19 protein-coding genes and 2 tRNA genes are annotated in these 21,213 nt (G+C 65.3%); 4 read left to right on the plus strand and 17 right to left on the minus strand.

Features of this window, described 5'->3' with window-relative positions:
- Nucleotides 1-11: 11 nt before the first annotated feature.
- The 10 genes from ACCC97_RS02705 to rpsB form a co-directional block, all read right to left on the minus strand.
- Nucleotides 12-557, minus strand: a complete 546-nt coding sequence (locus ACCC97_RS02705) for an OmpH family outer membrane protein (RefSeq protein ID WP_007836983.1) — start codon at nt 555-557, stop codon at nt 12-14.
- Nucleotides 558-3,029 (minus strand): outer membrane protein assembly factor BamA, encoded by a 2,472-nt coding sequence (gene bamA, locus ACCC97_RS02710; RefSeq protein WP_007836984.1) that lies wholly within the window; start codon nt 3,027-3,029, stop codon nt 558-560.
- A gap of 38 nt (nt 3,030-3,067) precedes the next feature.
- On the minus strand, nt 3,068-4,441 hold the full coding sequence (gene rseP, locus ACCC97_RS02715; protein WP_413331518.1) for an RIP metalloprotease RseP: 1,374 nt from the start codon (nt 4,439-4,441) through the stop codon (nt 3,068-3,070).
- Nucleotides 4,442-4,470: 29 nt separating this feature from the next.
- Nucleotides 4,471-5,661 carry a 1-deoxy-D-xylulose-5-phosphate reductoisomerase gene (ispC, locus tag ACCC97_RS02720; protein ID WP_413331519.1) on the minus strand — a complete coding sequence of 397 codons (1,191 nt, stop codon included), beginning with the start codon at nt 5,659-5,661 and terminating at the stop codon, nt 4,471-4,473.
- Nucleotides 5,658-6,503 carry a phosphatidate cytidylyltransferase gene (locus ACCC97_RS02725; protein WP_413315777.1) on the minus strand — a complete coding sequence of 282 codons (846 nt, stop codon included), beginning with the start codon at nt 6,501-6,503 and terminating at the stop codon, nt 5,658-5,660. The genes ispC and ACCC97_RS02725 overlap by 4 nt, the downstream gene beginning before the upstream one ends.
- Nucleotides 6,504-6,522: 19 nt before the next feature.
- On the minus strand, nt 6,523-7,242 hold the full coding sequence (uppS, locus tag ACCC97_RS02730; RefSeq protein WP_007836990.1) for a polyprenyl diphosphate synthase: 720 nt from the start codon (nt 7,240-7,242) through the stop codon (nt 6,523-6,525).
- 8 nt (nt 7,243-7,250) lie between these two features.
- Nucleotides 7,251-7,811, minus strand: coding sequence for a ribosome recycling factor (gene frr, locus ACCC97_RS02735; RefSeq protein WP_007836991.1), 561 nt, complete (start codon nt 7,809-7,811; stop codon nt 7,251-7,253).
- Between the two features lie 11 nt (nt 7,812-7,822).
- On the minus strand, nt 7,823-8,545 hold the full coding sequence (gene pyrH, locus ACCC97_RS02740; RefSeq protein WP_007836993.1) for a UMP kinase: 723 nt from the start codon (nt 8,543-8,545) through the stop codon (nt 7,823-7,825).
- Between the two features lie 95 nt (nt 8,546-8,640).
- Nucleotides 8,641-9,564 carry a translation elongation factor Ts gene (gene tsf / locus ACCC97_RS02745; protein WP_007836995.1) on the minus strand — a complete coding sequence of 308 codons (924 nt, stop codon included), beginning with the start codon at nt 9,562-9,564 and terminating at the stop codon, nt 8,641-8,643.
- An 81-nt stretch (nt 9,565-9,645) separates the two neighbouring features.
- Nucleotides 9,646-10,398 (minus strand): 30S ribosomal protein S2, encoded by a 753-nt coding sequence (gene rpsB / locus ACCC97_RS02750; protein WP_007836997.1) that lies wholly within the window; start codon nt 10,396-10,398, stop codon nt 9,646-9,648.
- Between the two features lie 208 nt (nt 10,399-10,606).
- Between rpsB and ACCC97_RS02755 the strand changes: the two genes are divergently transcribed.
- Complete coding sequence (locus ACCC97_RS02755) at nt 10,607-11,929, plus strand: amidase (RefSeq protein ID WP_007836998.1); 1,323 nt, start codon at nt 10,607-10,609, stop codon at nt 11,927-11,929.
- Between the two features lie 56 nt (nt 11,930-11,985).
- Complete coding sequence (locus ACCC97_RS02760) at nt 11,986-13,239, plus strand: D-amino acid dehydrogenase (protein ID WP_413331520.1); 1,254 nt, start codon at nt 11,986-11,988, stop codon at nt 13,237-13,239.
- Here the strand turns inward: ACCC97_RS02760 and ACCC97_RS02765 are convergent.
- Nucleotides 13,229-13,657 carry a hypothetical protein gene (locus ACCC97_RS02765; protein WP_413331521.1) on the minus strand — a complete coding sequence of 143 codons (429 nt, stop codon included), beginning with the start codon at nt 13,655-13,657 and terminating at the stop codon, nt 13,229-13,231. The genes ACCC97_RS02760 and ACCC97_RS02765 overlap by 11 nt on opposite strands.
- A gap of 41 nt (nt 13,658-13,698) precedes the next feature.
- Between ACCC97_RS02765 and ACCC97_RS02770 the strand changes: the two genes are divergently transcribed.
- Nucleotides 13,699-15,159 (plus strand): NAD(P)H-hydrate dehydratase, encoded by a 1,461-nt coding sequence (locus tag ACCC97_RS02770; RefSeq protein WP_413331522.1) that lies wholly within the window; start codon nt 13,699-13,701, stop codon nt 15,157-15,159.
- 6 nt (nt 15,160-15,165) lie between these two features.
- Here ACCC97_RS02770 and ACCC97_RS02775 read toward each other — a convergent pair whose 3' ends face one another.
- Entirely contained in the window at nt 15,166-15,930 is a 765-nt protein-coding gene (locus tag ACCC97_RS02775; protein ID WP_007837002.1) for an SDR family oxidoreductase, read from the minus strand.
- A 54-nt stretch (nt 15,931-15,984) separates the two neighbouring features.
- Nucleotides 15,985-18,246 (minus strand): ribonuclease R, encoded by a 2,262-nt coding sequence (gene rnr, locus ACCC97_RS02780; protein WP_413331523.1) that lies wholly within the window; start codon nt 18,244-18,246, stop codon nt 15,985-15,987.
- Between the two features lie 81 nt (nt 18,247-18,327).
- Here rnr and ACCC97_RS02785 point away from each other — a divergent pair.
- A tRNA-Leu gene (locus ACCC97_RS02785) sits at nt 18,328-18,412 on the plus strand.
- Nucleotides 18,413-18,496: 84 nt separating this feature from the next.
- On the opposite strand, the gene rimO is transcribed toward ACCC97_RS02785, so the two are convergent.
- The 4 genes from rimO to ACCC97_RS02805 all read right to left on the minus strand — a co-directional run bounded on the left by rimO (nt 18,497) and on the right by ACCC97_RS02805 (nt 21,195).
- Nucleotides 18,497-19,903, minus strand: a complete 1,407-nt coding sequence (gene rimO, locus ACCC97_RS02790; protein WP_413313925.1) for a 30S ribosomal protein S12 methylthiotransferase RimO — start codon at nt 19,901-19,903, stop codon at nt 18,497-18,499.
- A gap of 39 nt (nt 19,904-19,942) precedes the next feature.
- On the minus strand, nt 19,943-20,503 hold the full coding sequence (phaR, locus tag ACCC97_RS02795; protein WP_007837005.1) for a polyhydroxyalkanoate synthesis repressor PhaR: 561 nt from the start codon (nt 20,501-20,503) through the stop codon (nt 19,943-19,945).
- 74 nt (nt 20,504-20,577) lie between these two features.
- Nucleotides 20,578-20,946, minus strand: coding sequence for a hypothetical protein (locus ACCC97_RS02800; protein WP_413331525.1), 369 nt, complete (start codon nt 20,944-20,946; stop codon nt 20,578-20,580).
- A gap of 172 nt (nt 20,947-21,118) precedes the next feature.
- A tRNA-Val gene (locus tag ACCC97_RS02805) sits at nt 21,119-21,195 on the minus strand.
- Nucleotides 21,196-21,213 lie beyond the last annotated feature (18 nt).

Genomic DNA, 21,213 nt, shown 5'->3' on the forward strand with positions numbered 1-21,213 from the left:
GGCTCCCGGCGCTACTTGCCGGCCGCAGGCGCAGAAGAGCTGACCGACGCGTTCAGCGCCTTGATCACCTTGTCGGTGATGTCGTGCTTCGGATTGATGTAGATCGCCTCCTGCAGGATGGCGTCGTACTTCTCGGCCTCGGCCACCTGCTTCACCACGCGGTTGGCGCGCTCGTAGACCTGCTGGAGCTCTTCATTCTTGCGCGAGTTCAGGTCTTCCTGGAACTCGCGCCGCTTGCGCTGAAAGTCGCGGTCCTGGTCAACCAGCCCGCGCTGGCGCGCTGCCCGCTGGCTTTCCGACAGGGTGGGTGCCTCGCGCTCGAACTTCTCCGAGGCCGCTTTCAGGGCGTCGCCCTGCGAAGTCAGATCCTTCTCGCGCTTCAGGAATTCGGCTTCGAGTTTTGCCTGGGCAGTCTTGGCCGGCTGCGCCTCGCGCAGCACGCGGTCCGGGTTCACGAAACCGATGCGAAAGGTTTCCTGCGCCTGGGCGGGCACCGCAGCGAACGCGAGAGCGGGAATCAACAACACGCCTGCCGCGGCGCGAATCAAATGCTTCATTTAGAAAGACGTTCCGATCTGGAATTGGAGGCGCTGAATTCTATCCTTCGGGATGTAGCCGGGCGTCAGCGGGACCCCTACTTCCTTCTGGGACTTGATGGGGAAGGCGTAGGCGAGGCGCAGCGGGCCCAGCGGCGAGATCCAGCTGATGCCCAGGCCGACGGAAGCGCGCAGCTTCTTCTCGGCCTTCCATTGCTCGTCGGTCAGTCCGGCGGCACGCGAGCCGAACACATTGCCGACGTCGAAGAAGCCGTACAGGCGCAGCGTGCGGTCGTTGCCGGCCCCCGGGAACGGCGTGCTCAGCTCCGCGTTGAAGATGGCCTTCTTGGTGCCGCCCAAAGCAGCACCTTCGCTCTGGCCCAACAGCGGCACGTCGCGTGGACCCAGCGAGTTTTGCTCGAAGCCGCGAATGGAGCCGAGACCACCCGCGTAGAAGTTCTTGAAGATCGGATAGACCTTGCCGCCCAGCGCCTTGGCATAGCCGACTTCGCCGTTGATCGAGAAGGTGTACTGCTTGTTGATCGCGAAGAACTGCTGGTACTGGTAGTTCGTCTTGACGTACTTCATGTCGCCCGCCACCCCCAGTTCGAGGTTGGCACGCTGCAGCCGCCCGGTGGTCGGAATCAGCGCGCTGTCGCGGTTGTCCCGGCCCCAGCCTACGCTCAGCGGCACGCCCCAGACGCTGTCCTGCGAGCAGCCCGTGACGAGCCAGCCGGCCGGTGTCGGCGGCAGCAGCGGGCCGTTGCTCACAGGGCTCGTGTTGAGATGGCACTGGAAGTAGTCGAGGTAGGAACGCGGCGTGGTCAAGCCCGCGAGTGCCGTCGTCTTGTTCGGATCGAACGCATACCGCTCCAGGCCGATGCCGAAGAAGACCGTATCGACCTCGCTGAACGGAACGCCAAAGCGGATGGAAGCGCCCTGGTTGACCAGCTTGTAGTCGCCGTCGATGGTCGTCGAATACGGCCGTGTCGTCGTGTGATACACGCTGATCGTGCGCGAGATGCCGTCAGGCGTGAAGTACGGGTCGGTCGTCGTCAGCGACAACGTGCGGTTGTACTTGCTGGTGTTGACCTGCACGCCGAGGAAGTTGCCCGAGCCGAACACGTTTTCCTGCGAAATACCGAAGGTCAGTGCGACCTTCTCGGCGCTCGAGTAGCCGGCGCCGAGCTGCAGGCTGCCGGTGGGCTTTTCGGCCACGTTGACTGTCAGGTCCACCTGATCAGGCGAGCCGGGCACTTCCTGCGTATCGACATTCACCTCGGTGAAGAACCCCAGGCGGTCCACGCGGTCGCGCGAGAGCTTGATCTTGTCGCCGTCGTACCAGGAGGCCTCGTACTGGCGGAACTCGCGGCGAATGACTTCGTCGCGGGTCTTGTTGTTGCCGCCCACCGACACGCGCCGCACGTACACGCGGCGCGAAGGTTCGGCCTGCAGCGTGAGCGCGACCCGGTTGTTGACACGGTCGATCTCGGGGCGCGCCTGCACGCGTGCGAACGCGTAGCCGAAGGTGCCGAAATAGTCGTTGAAGGCCTTGGTGGTCTCGGTGACCTGCTCGCCGTTGTAGGGCTCGCCCGGCTTGATGGTAATGAGCGACTTGAACTCCTCGTCGCGGCCGAGGTAGTTGCCGTCGAGCTTGACGCTCGACACCACGAACTTCTCGCCTTCGGTGATGTTCACGGTCACCGTCAGGTCCTTGCGGTCCGGCGAGATGGCAACCTGGGTCGAGTCGATGCGGAACTCCAGATAGCCGCGCGTGATGTAGTACGAGCGCAGGGTTTCGAGGTCGGCATTGAGCTTGGCGCGCGAGTACTGGTTCGACTTGGTGTACCAGCTCATGAAGCCGCCGCTGTCCTGGTCGAACAGGCTCAGCAGCGTCGATTCGCTGAAGGCCTTGTTGCCCACCACGTGCACTTCGCGGATGCGGGCCGAATCGCCTTCGGTCACGGTGAAGGTCAGGTTGACGCGGTTGCGCTCGATGGGCGTGACGGTGGTCACGACCTGCGCGTTGTAGAGGCTCTTGCTCACGTACTGGCGCTTGAGTTCCTGCTCGGCACGGTCGGCCAGCGCCTTGTCGTAGGGACGGCCATCAGCCAGACCGACTTCGCGCAGCGCCTTCTGCAGAGCCGCCTTGTCGAACTCCTTCGCACCAACGAAATCGACGTCTGCAATGGTCGGCCGCTCTTCAACGATCACCACCAGCACGTTGCCGTTCACGTCGATGCGCACATCCTTGAACAACCCCAGATCGAACAGCGCGCGAATGGCGGCCGAGCCGCGCTCGTCGCTGTAGGTATCGCCCACGCGCAGCGGCAGCGATGCGAAGATCGTGCCGGCTTCGACGCGTTGCAGGCCTTCGACGCGAATGTCGCGCACCGTGAAAGGCTCGACGGCCCAAGCTGCCGTGGCGGCGAGCGCACTGGCGACCACCGCGGCAACGCTACGCAGGCGAAAGCGACTGAAGTTTTTGTTCATCTGTGAATTGAACCGGCACGGAAAGGGCCGGCTGAAAGTTAACCAAAGAGCCGCGTGACGTCGTTGAAGAGTGCGACCGACATCATGACCAGCAGCAGGGCCACACCCCCGCGCTGAAGCCGTTCCATCCAGGCGTCGGAGACGCTCTTGCCGGTCAGGCCCTCCCAAAGATAATACATCAGGTGTCCACCATCGAGGACCGGCAGCGGCATGAGATTGAGGACCCCGAGGCTCACGCTGATGAGCGCCAGGAAGATCAGATACTGAGTGAAGCCGAGGCTTGCGGACTTGCCCGCGTAGTCGGCGATCGTGAGCGGACCGCTCAGGTTCTTGAGCGAAACCTCGCCGATGACCATCTTGCCCATCATGTGCACGGTCAGCGCGGAGACCTCCCAGGTGCGCACCACGCCGCGCCAGACACCGTCGATCGGCCCCTGACGCACCGTCACCATTTCGGGCGGCGCACCGACGTACGCGCCGATGCGACCGACCTTGTTGCCGCCCTCTTCCCGCACCTCGGGTTTCACGTCGATCGTGAGCGACCTGCCACCGCGCTCGACCTGCCAGGCCTGCGTGCGCGGCTCGCCGCCATCGACCGACGCCCGGATCGCTTCACGCAGCTGCTGCCCGTCGACGATGGCCGTGCCGCCGATGGCACGCACCACGTCGCCGTTGCGAAGACCGGCACTCTCGGCCGCGCCACCTGCCATGACTTCACCGATCTCGGGCCTGGTCAGGGGGGCCAGCACGCCGATCTTGCGGAACATTTGAGGATCAGCGTCCTTGGCCTCCATGCGGCTCAGCGGCAGCACCAGTTGCCGCGCCGGCCGGCCGCCCTCGCCCGCCACTTCGAGCGTCAGGTCGTGTCCATCCAGCGCGCCGCGCGTCATGCGCCAGCGCAGGTCCTCGAAGGACTGCACCCGTGAAAGGTCTCCATCGAAGCCCGCCCGGGTGATCTGTTCGCCACCGCGCAGGCCCGCTGCCTCTGCCAGCGAAGCCGCCACCGGCCGCGCAAGCCTGGCGACCGGCTCCTGCACGCCGATCCAGTTGACCGCGGTGTAAAGCACGACGGCCAGCAGCAGATTGGCAATAGGCCCCGCCGCAACGATGGCCGCTCGCGAACGCAGGGACTGGGTGTTGAAGGCGCGATGACGCTCTTCGGGCGCAACCGGCCCTTCGCGCTCGTCGAGCATCTTGACGTAGCCACCCAATGGATAGGCGCCGATGACGAATTCGGTCTGCTGCCCCGGATGCTGGCGCTTCGGTTGCCAGCGAAACAGCGCCTTGCCGAATCCGACGGAGAAGCGCTCGACCTTGACGCCACAGGCAACGGCCACGCGGTAGTGCCCGTATTCGTGCACCGCGATCAGGACACCGAGCGCGACCACGAAGGCTATGACTGTGAGCAGCATCGGGATCCTTGGTCTCTTGAGGGGGTACGTCAGGCTGCGAAGCGCAGCGCAGCGGCATTGGCCGCCGCACGGGCGCTGGCATCGATCGCCAGCAGGTCGGCCAGCGATGCCGGCTTGGAGGGAGAGACTGCTTCCAAAGTTTCCATGTTGACCGCATGAATGCAATCGAACCGAAGGCGGCGGCTCAGGAAAGCTTCCACCGCAACCTCGTTGGCAGCGTTGAGCACCGCCGTCGTGCCCGGTGCGGCGCGCAGCGCGTGCCATGCAAGGCCCAACCCGGGGAAGAGCGTCGCATCGGGGGATTCGAAGGTCAGCGAACCCATCTGCCGGAAGTCGAGCCGCGCGGCGCCGCTCTCTATGCGTTCGGGCCAGGCCAGGCCCACCGCGATCGGCACCCGCATGTCGGGCGTACCGAGCTGTGCGATGACCGATGCATCGGTGAACTGCACCATCGAGTGCACCACGCTCTGCGGATGGATGACGACCTCGATCTGCTCGGGCGAGACGCCGAACAGGTGACGCGCCTCGATCACCTCGAGCGCCTTGTTCATCATGGTGGCCGAGTCGACCGAAATCTTGCGGCCCATGACCCAGTTCGGATGGGCACAGGCCTGCTCGGGCGTTACCGTGCCCAGGGTTTCCGGAGCACGCGTACGGAACGGACCGCCCGAGGCGGTCAGGATGATCTTGTCGATGCGCCGTGCCCAGGTGGATGGGTCCTCGGGCAGCGACTGGAAGATGGCCGAATGCTCGCTGTCGATAGGCAGCAGCGTGGCGCCGCCCTCGCGCACGGTACGCATGAAGAGCTCGCCGCCGACGACCAGCGCCTCCTTGTTGGCCAGCAGCAGGCGCTTGCCGGCGCGCGCGGCGGCCAGGCACGGGCCCAGGCCCGCGGCACCGACGATGGCGGCCATGACGGCATCCGTTTCGTCATGGGACGCTATCATTTCGAGAGCGCCATCGCCCATCAAGACAACCGTCTTCAGGCTGTTCTGCTTCAGCTTTTCAGCCAGCATCGCGGCATGCGGCGCGCTGGCCATCACCGCGAACCGCGGCAAGAACTGGGCGCACTGCGCCAGCAACTCGTCGACCTTGGTGGCAGCCGAAAGCGCGAACACCTCAAAGCGCTCGGGGTGGCGCGAAATGACGTCGAGCGTGCTCACGCCGACCGAGCCGGTCGAGCCGAGCACCGTGACGCGTTGTCTTCTGAGTGAGTTCACAGGAAAGCCAGCATCATGGCAATGGGAAGCGCCGGCAAGAGGGCATCCACGCGGTCGAGAACACCACCGTGGCCGGGCAACAGCCGGCTGCTGTCCTTGGCGCCGGCACTGCGCTTGATGAGAGATTCGACGAGGTCGCCCACGACGCTCATGGCCGAGAGGAACAACGCGGCGAGCAGCAAGAGCCACCAGCCACGCTCGTTGAGACGGGTGTAGAGGCTGGCCACGGCGGCGCCGGTGGCCTTGTCGGCCCAGGCCCAGGCAAAGGCCAGTACCACCACGCCGATCATGCCGCCCCAGACACCTTCCCAGCTCTTGCCGGGACTGATCGCGGGCGCGAGCTTGTTGCGCGTGAACCTGAGGCCGAAGGCACGGCCGGCGAAATAGGCGAACACGTCGGCCACCCATACCAGCACCAGGATCGACAGCAGGAAGTTGATGCCGATCATGCGCGCCTGCACCGCGGCAAGCCACGCCACCCAGAGCGCAAGCAGGCCGCCGACCAGCCGCAGCCCACGCGGAATGCGGGGCCAGCCCGGCACCGCCACGCGCAGCAGGGCCGCACCGCCCAGCACCCAGGCTGCGCTGGCCAGGGTCCACACCAGCACCAGCGGCCGCTCCAGCAACCCCAGCCACCAGGACAGCGCACACAGCACCACCATCTCGAAGCCGAGGAATACCGACAGCCGCTGGCCGTATCCGTTCAGGCGCCCCCACTCCCAAGCGGCCGCGCCGATCAAGACCAGCATGACGCAGGCAAAAGGGATGTAGTTTCGGTAGAACAGCGCCGGCAGCAGGATCGCGAGCAGCACGATCGCCGTGAGGATGCGTTGTTTGAGCATGCGTGAGGTTGTGAGGTCTTCAGGCCGCAGCCGTCGAAACCTGTGCCGAGGTCTGGCCGAAGCGGCGCTCGCGGCCTTGGAACGCGGCAATCGCCTCGTCCAGCGCGGCCTCGTCGAATTCGGGCCACAGCTTGTCGCTGAAGAAGAGCTCGGCGTAGGCACTCTGCCAGAGCAGGAAATTGGACAACCGCTGCTCGCCGCCCGTTCGGATGAACAGGTCAGGGTCGGGCACGTGGGCCAGGGCCATGGCGCGGTCGAGGCTGATCTCGGTGATCGCTTCGCCCTGCGCCACCAACCTGGCGGCGGCCTGCGCGATGTCCCAGCGGCCGCCGTAGTTGAAGCAGACGTTGAGCACCATGCGCGTGTTGTGTGCCGTGGCAACCTCGGCGTCGACCAGGCCCTTCACCATCTTCGGTGACAGGCCGCCCCGCTCGCCGACGAAATGCAGCCGCACACCGTCGCTGCTGAGCTTGGGCACCTCGCGGGCGAGCGCCCCGACCATCAGCTCCATAAGCCCGGAGACTTCCTCGACGGGCCGATTCCAGTTCTCGGAGGAGAACGCAAACACCGTGAGCACGCCCACGCCGCGATCGGCGCAGGCCTTGACACAGCGCCGCAGCGCTTCGACGCCCTGTTTGTGCCCCGCGACGCGAGGCAGGAAACGTCGCGTCGCCCAACGGCCGTTGCCGTCCATGACGATGGCAACGTGGTGGGGAATGCGCGGCGCTGACGAGGCCATGGCGAGCCTCAAACGGCCATGATCTCCGCTTCCTTGGCCGCGACCAGGCGGTCGATTTCCGCGATGTGGCGGTCGGTAACCTTCTGGATCTCGGCTTCGGCACGCTTCTGGTCGTCTTCGGAGGCCAGCTTGTCCTTGACCAGCTTCTTGACCGACTCGTTCGCGTCACGGCGCAGGTTGCGCGTGGCGATCTTGGCGGTTTCGCCTTCGTTGCGGACCAGCTTGGTCATTTCCTTGCGGCGCTCTTCGCTCATGGCGGGCAGCGGCACGCGGATCAGGTCGCCCATCGAGGCGGGATTCAGGCCCAGGTCGCTTTCGCGGATGGCCTTCTCGATCTTGGCGCCCATGCCCTTTTCCCAGGGCTGGACGCTGATGGTGCGCGAGTCGAGCACCGACACGTTGGCCACCTGGCTCAGCGGCACTTGCGAGCCGTAGTACTCGACGTGGATCGAGTCGAGCAGCGCCGAATTGGCGCGACCCGTTCGGATCTTGGTGAGGTTGTTCTGGAATGCGGCGAGCGACTGATTCATCTTCGCGTCGGTCGCACTGCGGATGTCTGCAATGGTCATCTCAAATACTCCTAGGCATGCACCAGCGTGCCCTCGTCCTCGCCCATCACGACGCGCTTGAGCGCACCGTTCTTGAGGATCGAGAACACCTTGATCGGCAGCTTCTGGTCGCGGCACAGCGCGAAGGCCGTGGCATCCATGATGCCGAGATTTTTTGCGATCGCCTCGTCGAAAGTCAGCGTGGCGTAGCGCGTTGCATCGGGGTTGGTCTTGGGGTCGGCGGTATAGACGCCGTCGACCTTGGTCGCCTTGAGCACGAGCTCGGCGCCGATCTCGGCGCCGCGCAGCGCGGCGGCCGTATCGGTGGTGAAGAACGGATTGCCCGTGCCGGCCGCGAACACCACGACCTTGCCCTCTTCGAGGTATTGCAGGGCCTTGGGGCGCACATAGGGCTCGACCACCTGCTCGATGGCAATAGCGGACATCACGCGGGCCACGAGACCCTGCTTGTCCATTGCGTCGGCCAGCGCCAGCGAGTTCATCACGGTGGCCAGCATGCCCATGTAGTCGGCCGTGGCGCGGTCCATGCCGACCGAGCCACCCGCGACGCCGCGGAAGATGTTGCCGCCCCCGATCACGACCGCCACCTGGACGCCCATGTTCACGACCTCGGCCACTTCCTGCACCATGCGCACGATGGTGGCGCGGTTGATGCCGAAGGCGTCATCGCCCATCAATGCCTCTCCCGACAGCTTCAACAAGATTCGCTTGTGGGCTGGGCGGGCATCAGACATGGGCAATTTCCTTTGATTTGGCGGGGACGAGTGTAAAACGTAGCGATGAAAAAGCGACGGCACGCGTGGCGCACCGTCGCTGGAGCCCGAAAGGCTTAGGCAGCGGCCTTGGCTGCTGCGACCTGCGCGGCAACTTCCGCAGCGAAGTCGTCAACTTTCTTCTCAATGCCTTCGCCGACCACGTACAAGGTAAAGCCCTTGATCGAGGTGTCGGCGGCCTTGAGCATCTGCTCGACGGTCTGCTTGTCGTTCTTCACGAACGGCTGGTTGTGCAGCGAGACTTCCTTCAGGTACTTCTGCACGCCGCCTTCGATGCGCTTGGCAACGATGTCGTCGGGCTGCGGCTTCTTGCCTTCGGCCTCGGCTACCTTGCGGTCTTCGGCAGCCTTGCCGGCAGCCACGGCGCGCTCTTTTTCGATCAGCTCGACAGGCACGTCCGACGCCTGGATGGCGACCGGCTTCATGGCGGCAATGTGCATCGCCACGTCCTTGGCCGACGTATCGTCGCCCTCGAACTCGACCATCACGCCGATGCGCGTGCCGTGCAGGTACGAAGCCAGCTTGCCGTTGCCGGCAAAGTGCTTGAAGCGGCGAAAGCTCATGTTCTCGCCGATCTTGCCAATCAGGCCCTTGCGCACGTCCTCGAGCGTCGGGCCGAAGCCGTCCTGCTCGTAAGGCAGCGCGCCCAGCGCAGCGATGTCGGCCGGGTTGTTCTTGGCGACCAGCATCGCGGCAGCGTTGGCCATGGCCAGGAAGCTGTCGTTCTTGGTGACGAAGTCGGTTTCGCAGTTGATTTCGATCATGCCGCCGGCAGCGCCATCGACGAATGCCGTGACCACGCCTTCGGCAGTGATGCGGCCCGATGCCTTGCCAGCCTTGTTGCCGAGCTTGATGCGCAGCAGCTCTTCGGCCTTTTCCATGTTGCCGTCGGCCTCGGTCAGGGCCTTCTTGCATTCCATCATCGGCGCGTCGGTCTTTGCGCGCAGTTCGCCGACCATGCTTGCGGTGATTGCAGCCATTGTTGTATCTCCGTAAATCCAAAAATCAGGTTAAAAAAAAGGGGCACCAAAGCCCCTTCTTCAGGCTCGCGAGCGCGCCTATCAGGCCGAAGCGCCCTCTTCGACTTCGACGAATTCGTCGCTGCCTTCGGCGATGGCCTTGACCACGTCACCGGTGGCGCTGTTGCGGCCTTCGATGATCGCGTCAGCGATGCCGCGGGCGTACAGCGTGACAGCCTTCGACGAGTCGTCGTTGCCAGGAATCACATAGTCGATGCCTTCGGGCGAGTGGTTGGAGTCCACCACGCCGATCAGCGGAATGCCGAGCTTCTTGGCTTCGGCCACGGCGATCTTGTGGAAGCCCACGTCGATCACGAAGATGGCGTCGGGCAGCGCGGTCATGTCCTGGATGCCGCCGATGTCCTTTTCGAGCTTCTCGATTTCGCGCGAGAAGGTCAGTTGCTCCTTCTTGCTCAGCGAGTCGAGACCGGCTTCCTGCTGGGCCTTCATGTCCTTCAGGCGCTTGATCGAGGTCTTGACCGTCTTGAAGTTGGTCAGCATGCCGCCGAGCCAGCGGGTGTCGACGAAAGGCACGCCGGCGCGGCGAGCCTCGGCAGCCACGATTTCACGGGCCTGGCGCTTCGTGCCGACCATCAGGATCGTGCCGCGGTTGGCGGTGAGCTGCTTGGCGTACTTCATCGCGTCCTGGAACATCGGGAGCGACTTTTCCAGGTTGATGATGTGGATCTTGTTGCGATGGCCGAAGATGAACGGGGCCATCTTGGGGTTCCAGAAGCGGGTTTGGTGACCGAAATGGACACCTGCTTCCAGCATTTCGCGCATGGTGGTAGACATTGAAATTACTCCAAAGGTTGGGTCTAAAATCCAGCCCGTTTTGTGCTCTTTTGAACGGAGTCACAACACCTTGATTGGGCCGGTTTGCGGATGTGTCTGGCTGGATGCAACGAAAGCCGTCGCTTTGCCAGCGAAACCCAAAGAGTATAGCACGGCCGCCGCCCCTTCTCCCTCGAAACCGAGCCGCCTCACGGCATCCGCAGCCTCCATGAACGACCTTCACGCCACTCGCTTCACCCTTCTGGCAGGTGGCTCCGACGCCCGCACCGAAATGGAGCGCGCCATCGGCATCGCCCTGTCCCCGGCCTGCGCGCACGTCTTCACCCGCACCATGTTCGACGAGGCCCGCCAGACTGCCGCCGCGTCGACCCCCGATAGCCGCCTTTCCGGACTGGCCTTCACTGCGAAGGACCTGTTCGATGTCGAAGGCCAGCCAACGCCCGCCGGCTCCGCAGTGCTGGCCCATGCGCCCGCTGCCAAGGCCGACGCCCTTGCCGTGGCGCGGCTGCGCGCCGCGGGCGGCGTGCTGACCGGCCGCACCAACATGACGGAGTTCGCCTTCTCGGGCGTCGGCGTCAATCCGCACCACGGCACGCCGGCCAACGCGTGCGACGCCGCCACGCCCCGCATCCCGGGCGGCTCGTCGTCCGGCGCGGCAGTGTCGGTGGCCAGCGGCGCTGCGTTCATCGGGCTGGGCTCCGACACCGGCGGCTCGATCCGCATCCCGGCGGCGCTGAACGGCATCGTCGGCTTCAAGAACACGGCCCGGCTGACACCTGCGGAAGGCGCACTGCCGCTCTCGACCACCCTGGACACGGTTTGCGCCATGACGCGGTCGGTGCGCGACGCCATCACGGTGCACGAAATCCTCGCCGCGCGGCGCGTGACCGCCGGCAACGCCCCGCTGGCCGCCTACAGGCTGGCGGTAGTGAAGAACGTGTTCTTCGACAGTATCGAACCCGCCGTGGCCGCCGCTGTCGAGCGCTCGCTGAAGGCGTTGCGGGCCGCCGGCGCCCGCATCATCGAGATCGAACTACCCGAACTGGCCGAGTTGACCACCATCAACGCCACTGGCGGCTTCTCGGCAGCCGAGTCTTACGCCTGGCACCGCCTGCTGCTGGAGCGCAGCGGCGCAGGCTACGATCCGCGCGTGGTCCAGCGCATCCTGCGCGGTGCCACGATGAAGGCGCACGAATACATCGACCTGATGCATGCCCGCCGCGACTGGATCGCCCGCGTCGAAACCGCACTCGCCCCGTTCGACGCCGTCCTGTCGCCGACCGTGCCGATCACCGCGCCGTCCCTCTCCAGCGTGGCGCCGGGCGCCGAGCGCGACGACGAATTCTTCCGCGTCAATACACTGCTGCTGCGCAATCCATCGATCGTCAACATGCTCGACGGCTGCGCCATCTCGCTGCCCTGCCACGTCGACGGCGAACTGCCGGTCGGCCTGATGCTGTGGCACGCCGCGCTGCACGACGACGCCGTGCTCGCAGTTGCGCTCCAGGCCGAGCGCTCGCTGCAAAAATAACAACCGACGCTGCCCAACTCACAGGCGCCAACCATCTCTCTTATCCAGAAAATTCAATGAAAATCGCGATCGTGGGCGCCGGCATCGTCGGCGTCACCACCGCCTGGGAACTGGTTTCCGACGGCCATGAAGTGACCGTGTTCGAGCGCAGGGGCGCCGCCGCAGAAGAAGCCAGCTTCGCCAACGCCGGCGTGGTCGCTCCCGGGTACGTCACGCCATGGGCCGCCCCCGGCATGCGCGGCAAGGTGCTGCGTTCGCTGCTGTCCTCGCACGGCGCCGTCAAGCTGCGATGGCCGCTGGCTTCGCGCGACATAGGCTGGCTGTCGCGCTGGCAAAAGGCCTGCAAGCTCGAAACCTACCTCGCCAATCGCGCACGCATGCAGCGCCTGGCCTTCTACAGCCGCAACCGCCTGCACGAAGTGACCGAGGCGCGCGAGCTCAGCTACGAACGCAGCGACGGCTACCTGGTGCTGCTGCGTTCCAAGCGCGAAAAGAAGCTGGTGCAGCCCGGGCTCGACGTACTGCGCGCGGCCGGCAGCGTTTTCAAGGAAATCGATGCAGACGAGGCCCGGCTGATCGAGCCGGCCCTCAACCCCGAGGCCCCGCTGGCGGGCGCCATCCACCTGCCCGACGATGAAGTGGCCAACTGCCGGCAGTTCGCACTGCTCCTCAAGTGGGAGGCCGAGTCGCTCGGCGCCCAGTTTCACTTCAACTGCGACATTGCCCCCCTGAGCCGCGCGGCGCCCACTTCGCTGTCTTTGGCGAGCGGCTCGGACCCGGTGCGCTACGACGCGGTCGTGATGTGCGCCGGCCTGGCGTCGGCGTCGCTGCTGCGGCCGCTGGGGCTGCGCATCCCGATGGCGCCGGTCTACGGCCATTCGATCAGTGCGCCGATCCGCGAACCGCTCAATGCACCGCGCAGCGCGGTGATGGACGAGCGCTACAAGGTTGCCATCTCCCGTCTGGGCCAGCGCGTGCGCGTGGCTGGCGGAGCCGAGATCGGCGGCTCGCTCGACACGATGAATCCGGCTGCCGTGCAGACGCTCTACAAGGTGCTGCACGACTGGTTCCCGGGCGCAGCCACGCTGCAGTCCGGCGTACAGCAATGGAAAGGCGCGCGGCCGATGCTGCCCGACGGCCCGCCCGTGCTGGGCGCAAGCGGCATCCCCGGCGTGTGGCTCAATCTCGGCCACGGCTCGAGCGGCTGGGCGCTGTCATGCGGCAGCGCGCGCGTGCTGGGCGACCTGATCGCCGGACAAGACCCTGGCATCGACCTCGAAGGCCTTGGGGTCGAACGGCTCAGTCTTTAGGACCCCACCGGCGCAGGCGCTCGGCGCTGGCCGGCTGCTCGACGGGCAACCCGGGCTCCGGCGGCGGCCGGAGTTTCTGCGCAGTCCATCCCAGCAAACCGGGGCCGACCAGCACAAAGAAACCCAGGCACAGCGCATCAGCACTCAGCAGCGCGAGGCGCGCCAGACCGGAAACGGTTTCGGACGGCACGTCAAACCAGCGGACCACGCTGATGCCGAAGCCGACATTGGCGGCCCATGCCAGGTCCCGCAAAGCCACCCATCGCTTCAAATCGGCCAGCAGAAAGGCGCCCCACACGCAGCACAGCAGGCCCAGGACCCATCCCAGCCCTGCAATCCACGACATCGTCGCAGCCACGAAGAAGACGAGCGCCGCGCAAAGCAGGACGAGCACCCAGCCGACGCTCTTGAGATTCATCCCCGGATGATAAGGAGACGACGCGACGGCACAATGCGCCGATGCAACGCATCACGTCCGCCACCGTCGCCGAGCTGTTCGACATCGCCGCCACGCGCCGCATCGAACAGGCTGCGGCGGCCGCCCTGCCCGCGCACGCGCTGATGCAGCGTGCCGGCCTCGCAGTCGCACGGCTGGCAATGGCGATCGCGCCGCATGCACGGACGATCTGGGTGGCCTGCGGGCCAGGCAACAACGGCGGCGATGGCTTCGAGGCCGCTGCGCAGTTGCGGCACAGGGGCTTCTTTCCGGTCGTCACCTTCCTGGGGGATGAAAGCCGCTTGCCGCCGGACGCCAAGGCATCGCTGCAGCGCGCCCGCGACGCAGGCGTGACATTCGCATCGACACCGCCTTCGGCCTATGAACTGGCCATCGACGCGCTGCTCGGCATTGGATCGACTCGGCCACCCGAAGGCACGATGGCCGAATGGCTGGCGAATATGCATGCAAGTGCCCGGCCGGTGCTCAGCGTCGACGTGCCATCGGGCCTGAATGCCGACACGGGCACGCTAACCCACGGCATCGAACCTGCCCAGACATCGACGCGCAGCTGCGTCACCTTCCTCACGCTGAAGCCCGGCCTGTTCACCGCCCAGGGCCGCGATGCGGCAGGCGCCGTGTGGTTCGACGATCTGGGTTGCGGCGCATTCAAGGATCAACCCGCGGCCCGGATCGCCGGGGCGCCCGAAGCTCGGCGGCGCGCACATGCGTCGCACAAGGGCAGTTTTGGCGATGTCGCGGTGATCGGCGGCGCGCTCGGCATGGCAGGAGCCGCGCTGCTGGCCGGGTCGGCGGCTTTGCACAGCGGTGCGGGGCGCGTATTCGTCGGGCTGCTCGATCCGAGCGCGGCCCCCGTCGACATCGCGCAACCCGAACTGATGCTGCGCGACGCCCGAACGCTCGACCTGTCAGGCATGACAGCAGTGTGCGGATGCGGCGGCGCAAAGGCCGTGGCCGAACTGCTGCCGCGCGCGCTCTCGACGGCGGCCGCACTGGTACTCGATGCCGACGCGCTCAATGCCATCGCAGCCGATGGCGCGCTGCAAGCCCAATTGGTATTGCGAGGAAAAGGCGGAGCACCCACCGTGATCACGCCGCATCCGCTGGAAGCGGCGCGCCTGCTGGGCTGCCCGGTCGGCGAGGTCCAGGCCGACAGGCTGGCCGCAGCCCACCAACTCGCCGCGCGCTTCGGTGTCGTGACAGTGCTCAAGGGTTCAGGCACTGTGGTTGCCGACGCCCGCGGCGCACCACCCATCATCAACCTGACCGGCAATGCGCGCCTCGCGACGGCCGGCACCGGCGACGTGCTGGCCGGCATGATCGGCGCGGCACTGGCCATGCGCCAGCCAGCCTTCGAGGCGGCGCACGAAGCCGTCTGGCAGCACGGCCACATCGCCGATACCTGGCCGGCCGATGCCGCCCCGCTCACGGCCGGCACGCTGGCCCGCCGTGCGTCCGCCTGACGGCGCTTAGCCGCGCCCGACGAAGGGCATCTTCGTCGCCATGATGGTGTGGAACAGCACGTTGGCTTCCAGCGGCAGGTTTGCCATGTAGAGCACCGACTGGCCCACGATCTTGACGTCGATCAGCGGCTCGATCGCAAGTTCGCCGTTGGCTTGCGGCACGCCCTTGGCCATGCGTGCGGCCAGTTCGGTCATGGCATTGCCGACGTCGACCTGCCCCACCGCGATGTCGTACTTGCGGCCATCGAGCGACGCAGTTTTCGTCAGCCCTTCGACCGCATGCTTGGTCGCCGTATAGGCAGCCGAGTTCGGCCGCGGCGCGGTGGCCGAGATGGAGCCGTTGTTGATGATGCGGCCCCCCTGCGGCGTTTGCGCCTTCATCGTGCGGAACGCCTGCTGGATGCAGAAGAACATGCCCGTCAGGTTGATGTCGACAACACCCTGCCACTGCGCGGGCGTCCAGTCCTCGAACGGGCCCGGCGGGTTGCCCACGCCGGCGTTGTTGAACAGCAGGTCGACACGGCCGAAGCGCTCGACCGTGGCCGCGAACAGGGCTTGCACCGAGTCCGCATTGGCCACGTCGGTCGGCACCGCGAAGGCGCGCGCGCCGGCACCCGATTCTTGCGCCACCTGTTCCAGCGGCTCCAGGCGGCGCCCCGCCAGCGCCACGCTCCAGCCGTCGCCCAACAGCGCCAGTGCGGCTGCGCGGCCGATGCCGGAGCCCGCCCCCGTGACGATGGCGATGCGGCCCTTGTTGTCTTCAGCGCTCATGCTGTGTGTCTCTTTCTCTTCTTGGGTTGGTCGATGGTTCGTGCGGCCTGGGCTTCATCGGCGCGGCTTGCGCCCCTTCATCTTGTTGGCGGCCTTCTTGACCGCCGACTTGAAGGCCTGCATTGCCGACTGCGGTCCTGCCGCAGGCGAGGAACCGCGCTCCGCGCGCGGCTCGGCGTTGCCGGCTTCAGCCTTCTGGCGCGTGCTGCGCTTGGCCGAGGCCTTGACCGGCACGCCCGATGCCACGCCCTTGTCCTTCATGGCACGGGTCGCCAGCTCTTCGCCTTCGCGCACGAGGCGGAAGTCGATCTTGCGGCCGTCGAGGTCGACGCGGCTCACCTGCACCCGCACCCGCGTGCCGATGGCGTAGCGGATGCCGGTGCGCTCGCCGCGCAATTCCTGGCGCATCTCGTCGAACTTGAAGTACTCGCCGCCAAGCTCGGTGATGTGCACCAGGCCCTCGACGTACATCGCATCGAGCGTGACGAAGATGCCGAAAGTCGTGGCGGCCGTGACCACACCGCCGTATTCCTCGCCGAGGTGCTCGCGCATGTACTTGCACTTGAGCCACGCCTCGACGTCACGGCTGGCTTCGTCGGCTCGGCGCTCGTTGGCGCTGCAATGCAGGCCCGCGGCCTCCCATGCGAGCACTTCCTTGCTTGGCGCCACAGTGGCCTTCTGCGGCTTGTTGGTCGGCGCCTTCACGCGCGACGCAAGCCGCTTGGCCAGTTTGGCGTGCGCTTCGCCGGGCGTGGGCAGCATCGGCAGCTGGTAGCGCGTCTTGCCGAGGATCGCCTTGATCACACGATGCACCAGCAAATCCGGATAGCGCCGGATCGGGCTCGTGAAATGCGTGTAGGCCTCGTAGGCCAGGCCGAAGTGGCCGCTGTTGATCGGCGTATAGATCGCCTGCTGCATCGAGCGCAGCAGCATGGTGTGGATCTGCTGCGCATCGGGGCGCTCTTTCGTGGCCTCGGCAATCGCTTGGAACTCGCCCGGCCTGGGGTCGTCGGTGATGCTCAGGCCCACGCCCATCGCCTTCAGGTAGCCACGCAGGATTTCCTTCTTCTCGGGCGTCGGGCCTTCGTGCACGCGGTACAGGCCCGGGTGCTTGCCTTCGGCGATGAAGTCGGCGCTGCAGACGTTGGCCGCGAGCATCGCTTCCTCGATCAGGCGGTGCGCTTCGTTGCGCGTGCGCGGAACGATCTTTTCGATGCGCCCGGCGTCGTCGCAGATGATCTGCGTCTCGGTGGTTTCGAAGTCGACCGCGCCGCGCTTGCCGCGTTGCTTGAGCAGCGCCTTGTAGACATCGGCGAGGTTCAGCAGATCCTTGACGCGGTCCTTGCGCTTGGCGGCTTCGGGGCCGCGTGTGTTGCCAAGGATGGCCGCCACTTCGGTGTACGTGAAGCGCGCATGGCTGAACATCACGGCCGGATAGAACTGGTAGGCGTAGATCTCGCCGTCTGCGGCCACGAGCATGTCGCACACCATGCACAGGCGCTCGACCTCGGGGTTCAGCGAGCACAGGCCGTTCGACAACTTCTCGGGCAGCATCGGAATGACGCGGCGCGGGAAGTAGACGCTGGTGGCGCGGTCGTAGGCGTCGATGTCGATGCCCGAACCCGTCTGCACGTAGGCGCTGACGTCGGCGATCGCAACCAGCAAGCGCCAGCCCTTGCCACGGCCCACCTTCGCAGGCTCGCAGTACACGGCGTCGTCGAAGTCGCGCGCGTCTTCACCGTCGATGGTGACGAGCGGAATGTCGGTGAGGTCCACGCGCCCCTTCTTGTCGGCGGGACGAACCTTCTCTGGCAGCGCCTTGGCCTCGGCCAGGCACTCTGCGGAAAATTCATGCGGCACGCCGTACTTGCGCACGGCGATCTCGATCTCCATGCCGGGGTCGTCGATCTCGCCCAGCACTTCCTTCACGCGGCCCACCGGCTGGCCGAACAACGCCGGCGGCTCGGTGAGTTGCACGACCACCACCTGCCCCACCTTTGCGGGACCGGTGGCGCCCTTGGGAATCAGGACGTCCTGTCCGTAGCGCTTGTCTTCCGGCGCAACAAGCCAGATGCCGCCTTCGTGCAGCAGGCGGCCGATGATGGGCTGCTCGGGACGCTCGACGATCTCCACCACGCGCCCCTCGGGACGGCCGCGGCGGTCCTGGCGCACAACGCGCGCCTTGACGCGGTCCTTGTGCAGCACCGCGCGCATCTCGTTCGGGGGCAGGTAGATGTCTGCCTCGCCGTCATCGCGCTGAACGAAGCCATGCCCGTCACGATGCCCTTGAACGGTTCCTTCGAATTCATCCAGCAAGCCGCTGGAAGTGACATTATTTTTGATATGATCTCCTTCTTTCCTGAAATTCAAAACATAACTGCTTCGGCAGTTCTGTGGGCCCAGATGGCGGAATTGGTAGACGCACTAGTTTCAGGTACTAGCGAGTAACATCGTGGAGGTTCGAGTCCTCTTCTGGGCACCAGATTCAACAAGACCCTTACCAGGTCATTCGATTCAAGCCACCGGCCTCCGGTGGCTTTTTTCTTGTCCGCTTGAATCTGAAGCATCAAACGGGCAGCGCGATCAAGTCATGGCCCTCGGCGCCCACGATGCGGGCGCGAGTGAACTCGCCCACCTTCAGCGTCTTGCTGATCTTCTCGGGCGGCAGCAGGCGAACCGTGCCGTCGATCTCCGGCGCATCGGCGTACGTGCGCCCCACTCCACCCTTGCGGCCCATGCCCGGCGCCGAATCAACCAGCACCTGCATCGTCGAGCCAACACGCTTCTGCAGCTTGGCGATCGATACGATCTCCGCCACCTCCATGAAGCGGGCGCGACGCGCTTCACGCTCCGGCTCGGGCAGCATGCCGGGAATGTCATTGGCGGTCGCGCCCTCGACCGGGCTGTAGGCAAAGCAACCAGCACGATCGATCTCGGCTTCCCGGATGAAGTCGAGCAGATGCTCGAACTCCCGCTCCGTCTCGCCAGGAAAGCCGGCGATGAAGGTGCTGCGGATCACAAGCTCCGGGCACACCTCGCGCCAGCGCGCCAGCCGCTCCAGATTCTTCTCGCCACTGGCCGGGCGCTTCATGCGCTTCAGCACATCGGGATGGCTGTGCTGCAACGGCACGTCGAGGTACGGCAGCACCTGGCCGCTGGCCATGAGCGGAATGACTTCGTCGACGCTCGGATACGGGTACACGTAGTGCAAACGGACCCATGCGCCGTAGGGCTCGGCGATTTCACCCAGCGTGCGCACCAGTTCGAGCATGCGGGTCTTGACCGGCTTGCCATCCCAGAACCCGGTGCGGTACTTCACGTCGACGCCATAGGCCGAAGTGTCCTGGCTGATCACCAGCAGTTCTTTCACGCCGCCTTCGAACAGGGCCTTCGCCTCGCTCAGAACATCTCCGACCGGCCGCGACACGAGGTCGCCGCGCATCGAGGGAATGATGCAGAAGGTGCAGCGGTGGTTGCAGCCTTCGCTGATTTTCAGATAGGCGTAGTGGCGCGGCGTCAGCTTGAGGCCGGCAACGCCGAAGGTGTTCGGCACCAGGTCGATAAACGGATCGTGCGGCTTCGGCAGGTTCGCATGCACCGCGTCCATCACCTCCTGCGTGGCATGCGGACCGGTCACGGCCAGCACGCTCGGGTGCATCTGGCGCACCAGGTTGCCCCCCTGGTCGCCAGTCTTGGCGCCCAGGCAGCCAGTAACGATCACACGGCCGTTCTCGGCCAAAGCCTCACCGATGGTGTCGAGGCTCTCCTTCACGGCATCGTCGATGAAGCCGCAGGTGTTGACGATCACTAGATCGGCGCCTTCGAAAGTCTTGGCGGTTTGATAACCCTCGGCACTCAGCTGGGTCAGGATCAATTCGGAATCGGTAAGGGCCTTGGGACAGCCCAGGCTCACGAATCCGACCTTAGGGGCGGCCGGCGTGGCCGTACGTTCGGGGGAGGCAACTTCGCTCATATGCCTCTATTGTCCCAGCTATCGGTGACGGCTGGGCATTCAAGGGCGCTTGATGCCAAAGGCCCCCAGTACCTGTTCGGTGTTTTTTTGCATCTGCTCCTGCATCTGCAGGAAAACGTTCTTCGATTGCTCGACGTAATTGCCCATCAGCCCCTGCAGCATCGGAGACTGCATGGTCATGAAGCGCGACCACATTTCCGGCGTCAGCCCCTCGGCCTTCTCGGCCAACTGTGCCTGCACCTCGGTCATGGCCTGGATGTTCTTCTCGAGATACGGCCCCATGTAGCCCTGCATAGCCTGTCCATAGAACCGGATGATGTTGGCCAGGACCTGCTCGGTGAACATCGGCGCGCCGCCCGCTTCTTCTTCGAGAATGATCTGCAGCAGGATGCTGCGAGTGAGGTCGTCGCCCGTCTTGGCATCGCGCACCACGAACTGGGCGTTCTGGATGACCAACTGCTTCACCTCGGTCAGCGTGATGTACGTGGATGTCTCGGTGTCGTAGAGCCTTCGGTTGGGGTACTTCTTGATCACACGCTGTACCGGCTTGACCCCGGACTTCTTGCTCTGCACTGCGGACTCCTTCACATGGACGCCCATGTCATCGGATGATTCTAGGGAGCGGTTTTGCTGCGCCGCGACAAGGTTTACCCTGACCGGGCTCGCCGCCTTCCTCAATCCGACGATGTCGCGTACTCCGCGCCGCACGCATGGCAGGCGGCCGACTCGGGCCGCTCTTCGTCGGCCTCTCGAAAACGCAGCGGTGTTTTTTGGCCGTAGACCACCCAGCAGCGCGGACAGTGCTCCTGCCCCACGGTCGGCAGGTAGGCACGAGCGCGCTGTTCGGCGCGCTCTTCGGTCAAGGGCATGCCCTGGCGTTGGGCACGCGCCACTTCGCGCGCCGCCATCGTGTCGGTACGTCCACCCGCGTGGTCGTTGATGCCGTAGACAGCACGCGCAAACTCGACGGGAGCCTGCTTCAACAGCGCCGCAAGGCGCTTGTCGGCATGAGCCCGATCAACCAGCGTTGATCGCGTATTCATCGGATCGCTTGTCAAGAAAAATGGAATGAGGATGCAGAGAGGCCAAGGTAGCACAACAACATGGTCGAGGGCTTTTTCCGCATCACCGCAAATGGGACGATATGTGCACCGGGGAACCCGGTGCATGCTCTGTTCAACGGGTCCGGTGGTTGGCCGGGGTTGAAACAGAAATTGGTAGGCGCGATTGGACTCGAACCAACGACCCCCACCATGTCAAGGTGGTGCTCTAACCAGCTGAGCTACGCGCCTAAGGATGTGTCCGAGAAG

It is taken from the genome of Variovorax sp. Varisp85 (assembly GCF_047304045.1).
GTDB lineage: Bacteria > Pseudomonadota > Gammaproteobacteria > Burkholderiales > Burkholderiaceae_C > Variovorax.

Coding starts and splice junctions, on each gene's coding strand:
- ACCC97_RS02705 (WP_007836983.1), bottom strand. CDS start 557: ATGAAGCATTTGATTCGCGCCGCGGCAGGCGTGTTGTTGATTCCCGCT.
- bamA (WP_007836984.1), bottom strand. CDS start 3,029: ATGAACAAAAACTTCAGTCGCTTTCGCCTGCGTAGCGTTGCCGCGGTG.
- rseP (WP_413331518.1), bottom strand. CDS start 4,441: ATGCTGCTCACAGTCATAGCCTTCGTGGTCGCGCTCGGTGTCCTGATC.
- ACCC97_RS02725 (WP_413315777.1), bottom strand. CDS start 6,503: ATGCTCAAACAACGCATCCTCACGGCGATCGTGCTGCTCGCGATCCTG.
- uppS (WP_007836990.1), bottom strand. CDS start 7,242: ATGGCCTCGTCAGCGCCGCGCATTCCCCACCACGTTGCCATCGTCATG.
- frr (WP_007836991.1), bottom strand. CDS start 7,811: ATGACCATTGCAGACATCCGCAGTGCGACCGACGCGAAGATGAATCAG.
- pyrH (WP_007836993.1), bottom strand. CDS start 8,545: ATGTCTGATGCCCGCCCAGCCCACAAGCGAATCTTGTTGAAGCTGTCG.
- tsf (WP_007836995.1), bottom strand. CDS start 9,564: ATGGCTGCAATCACCGCAAGCATGGTCGGCGAACTGCGCGCAAAGACC.
- rpsB (WP_007836997.1), bottom strand. CDS start 10,398: ATGTCTACCACCATGCGCGAAATGCTGGAAGCAGGTGTCCATTTCGGT.
- ACCC97_RS02755 (WP_007836998.1), top strand. CDS start 10,607: ATGAACGACCTTCACGCCACTCGCTTCACCCTTCTGGCAGGTGGCTCC.
- ACCC97_RS02760 (WP_413331520.1), top strand. CDS start 11,986: ATGAAAATCGCGATCGTGGGCGCCGGCATCGTCGGCGTCACCACCGCC.
- ACCC97_RS02765 (WP_413331521.1), bottom strand. CDS start 13,657: ATGAATCTCAAGAGCGTCGGCTGGGTGCTCGTCCTGCTTTGCGCGGCG.
- ACCC97_RS02770 (WP_413331522.1), top strand. CDS start 13,699: ATGCAACGCATCACGTCCGCCACCGTCGCCGAGCTGTTCGACATCGCC.
- ACCC97_RS02775 (WP_007837002.1), bottom strand. CDS start 15,930: ATGAGCGCTGAAGACAACAAGGGCCGCATCGCCATCGTCACGGGGGCG.
- rimO (WP_413313925.1), bottom strand. CDS start 19,903: ATGAGCGAAGTTGCCTCCCCCGAACGTACGGCCACGCCGGCCGCCCCT.
- phaR (WP_007837005.1), bottom strand. CDS start 20,503: ATGGGCGTCCATGTGAAGGAGTCCGCAGTGCAGAGCAAGAAGTCCGGG.
- ACCC97_RS02800 (WP_413331525.1), bottom strand. CDS start 20,946: ATGAATACGCGATCAACGCTGGTTGATCGGGCTCATGCCGACAAGCGC.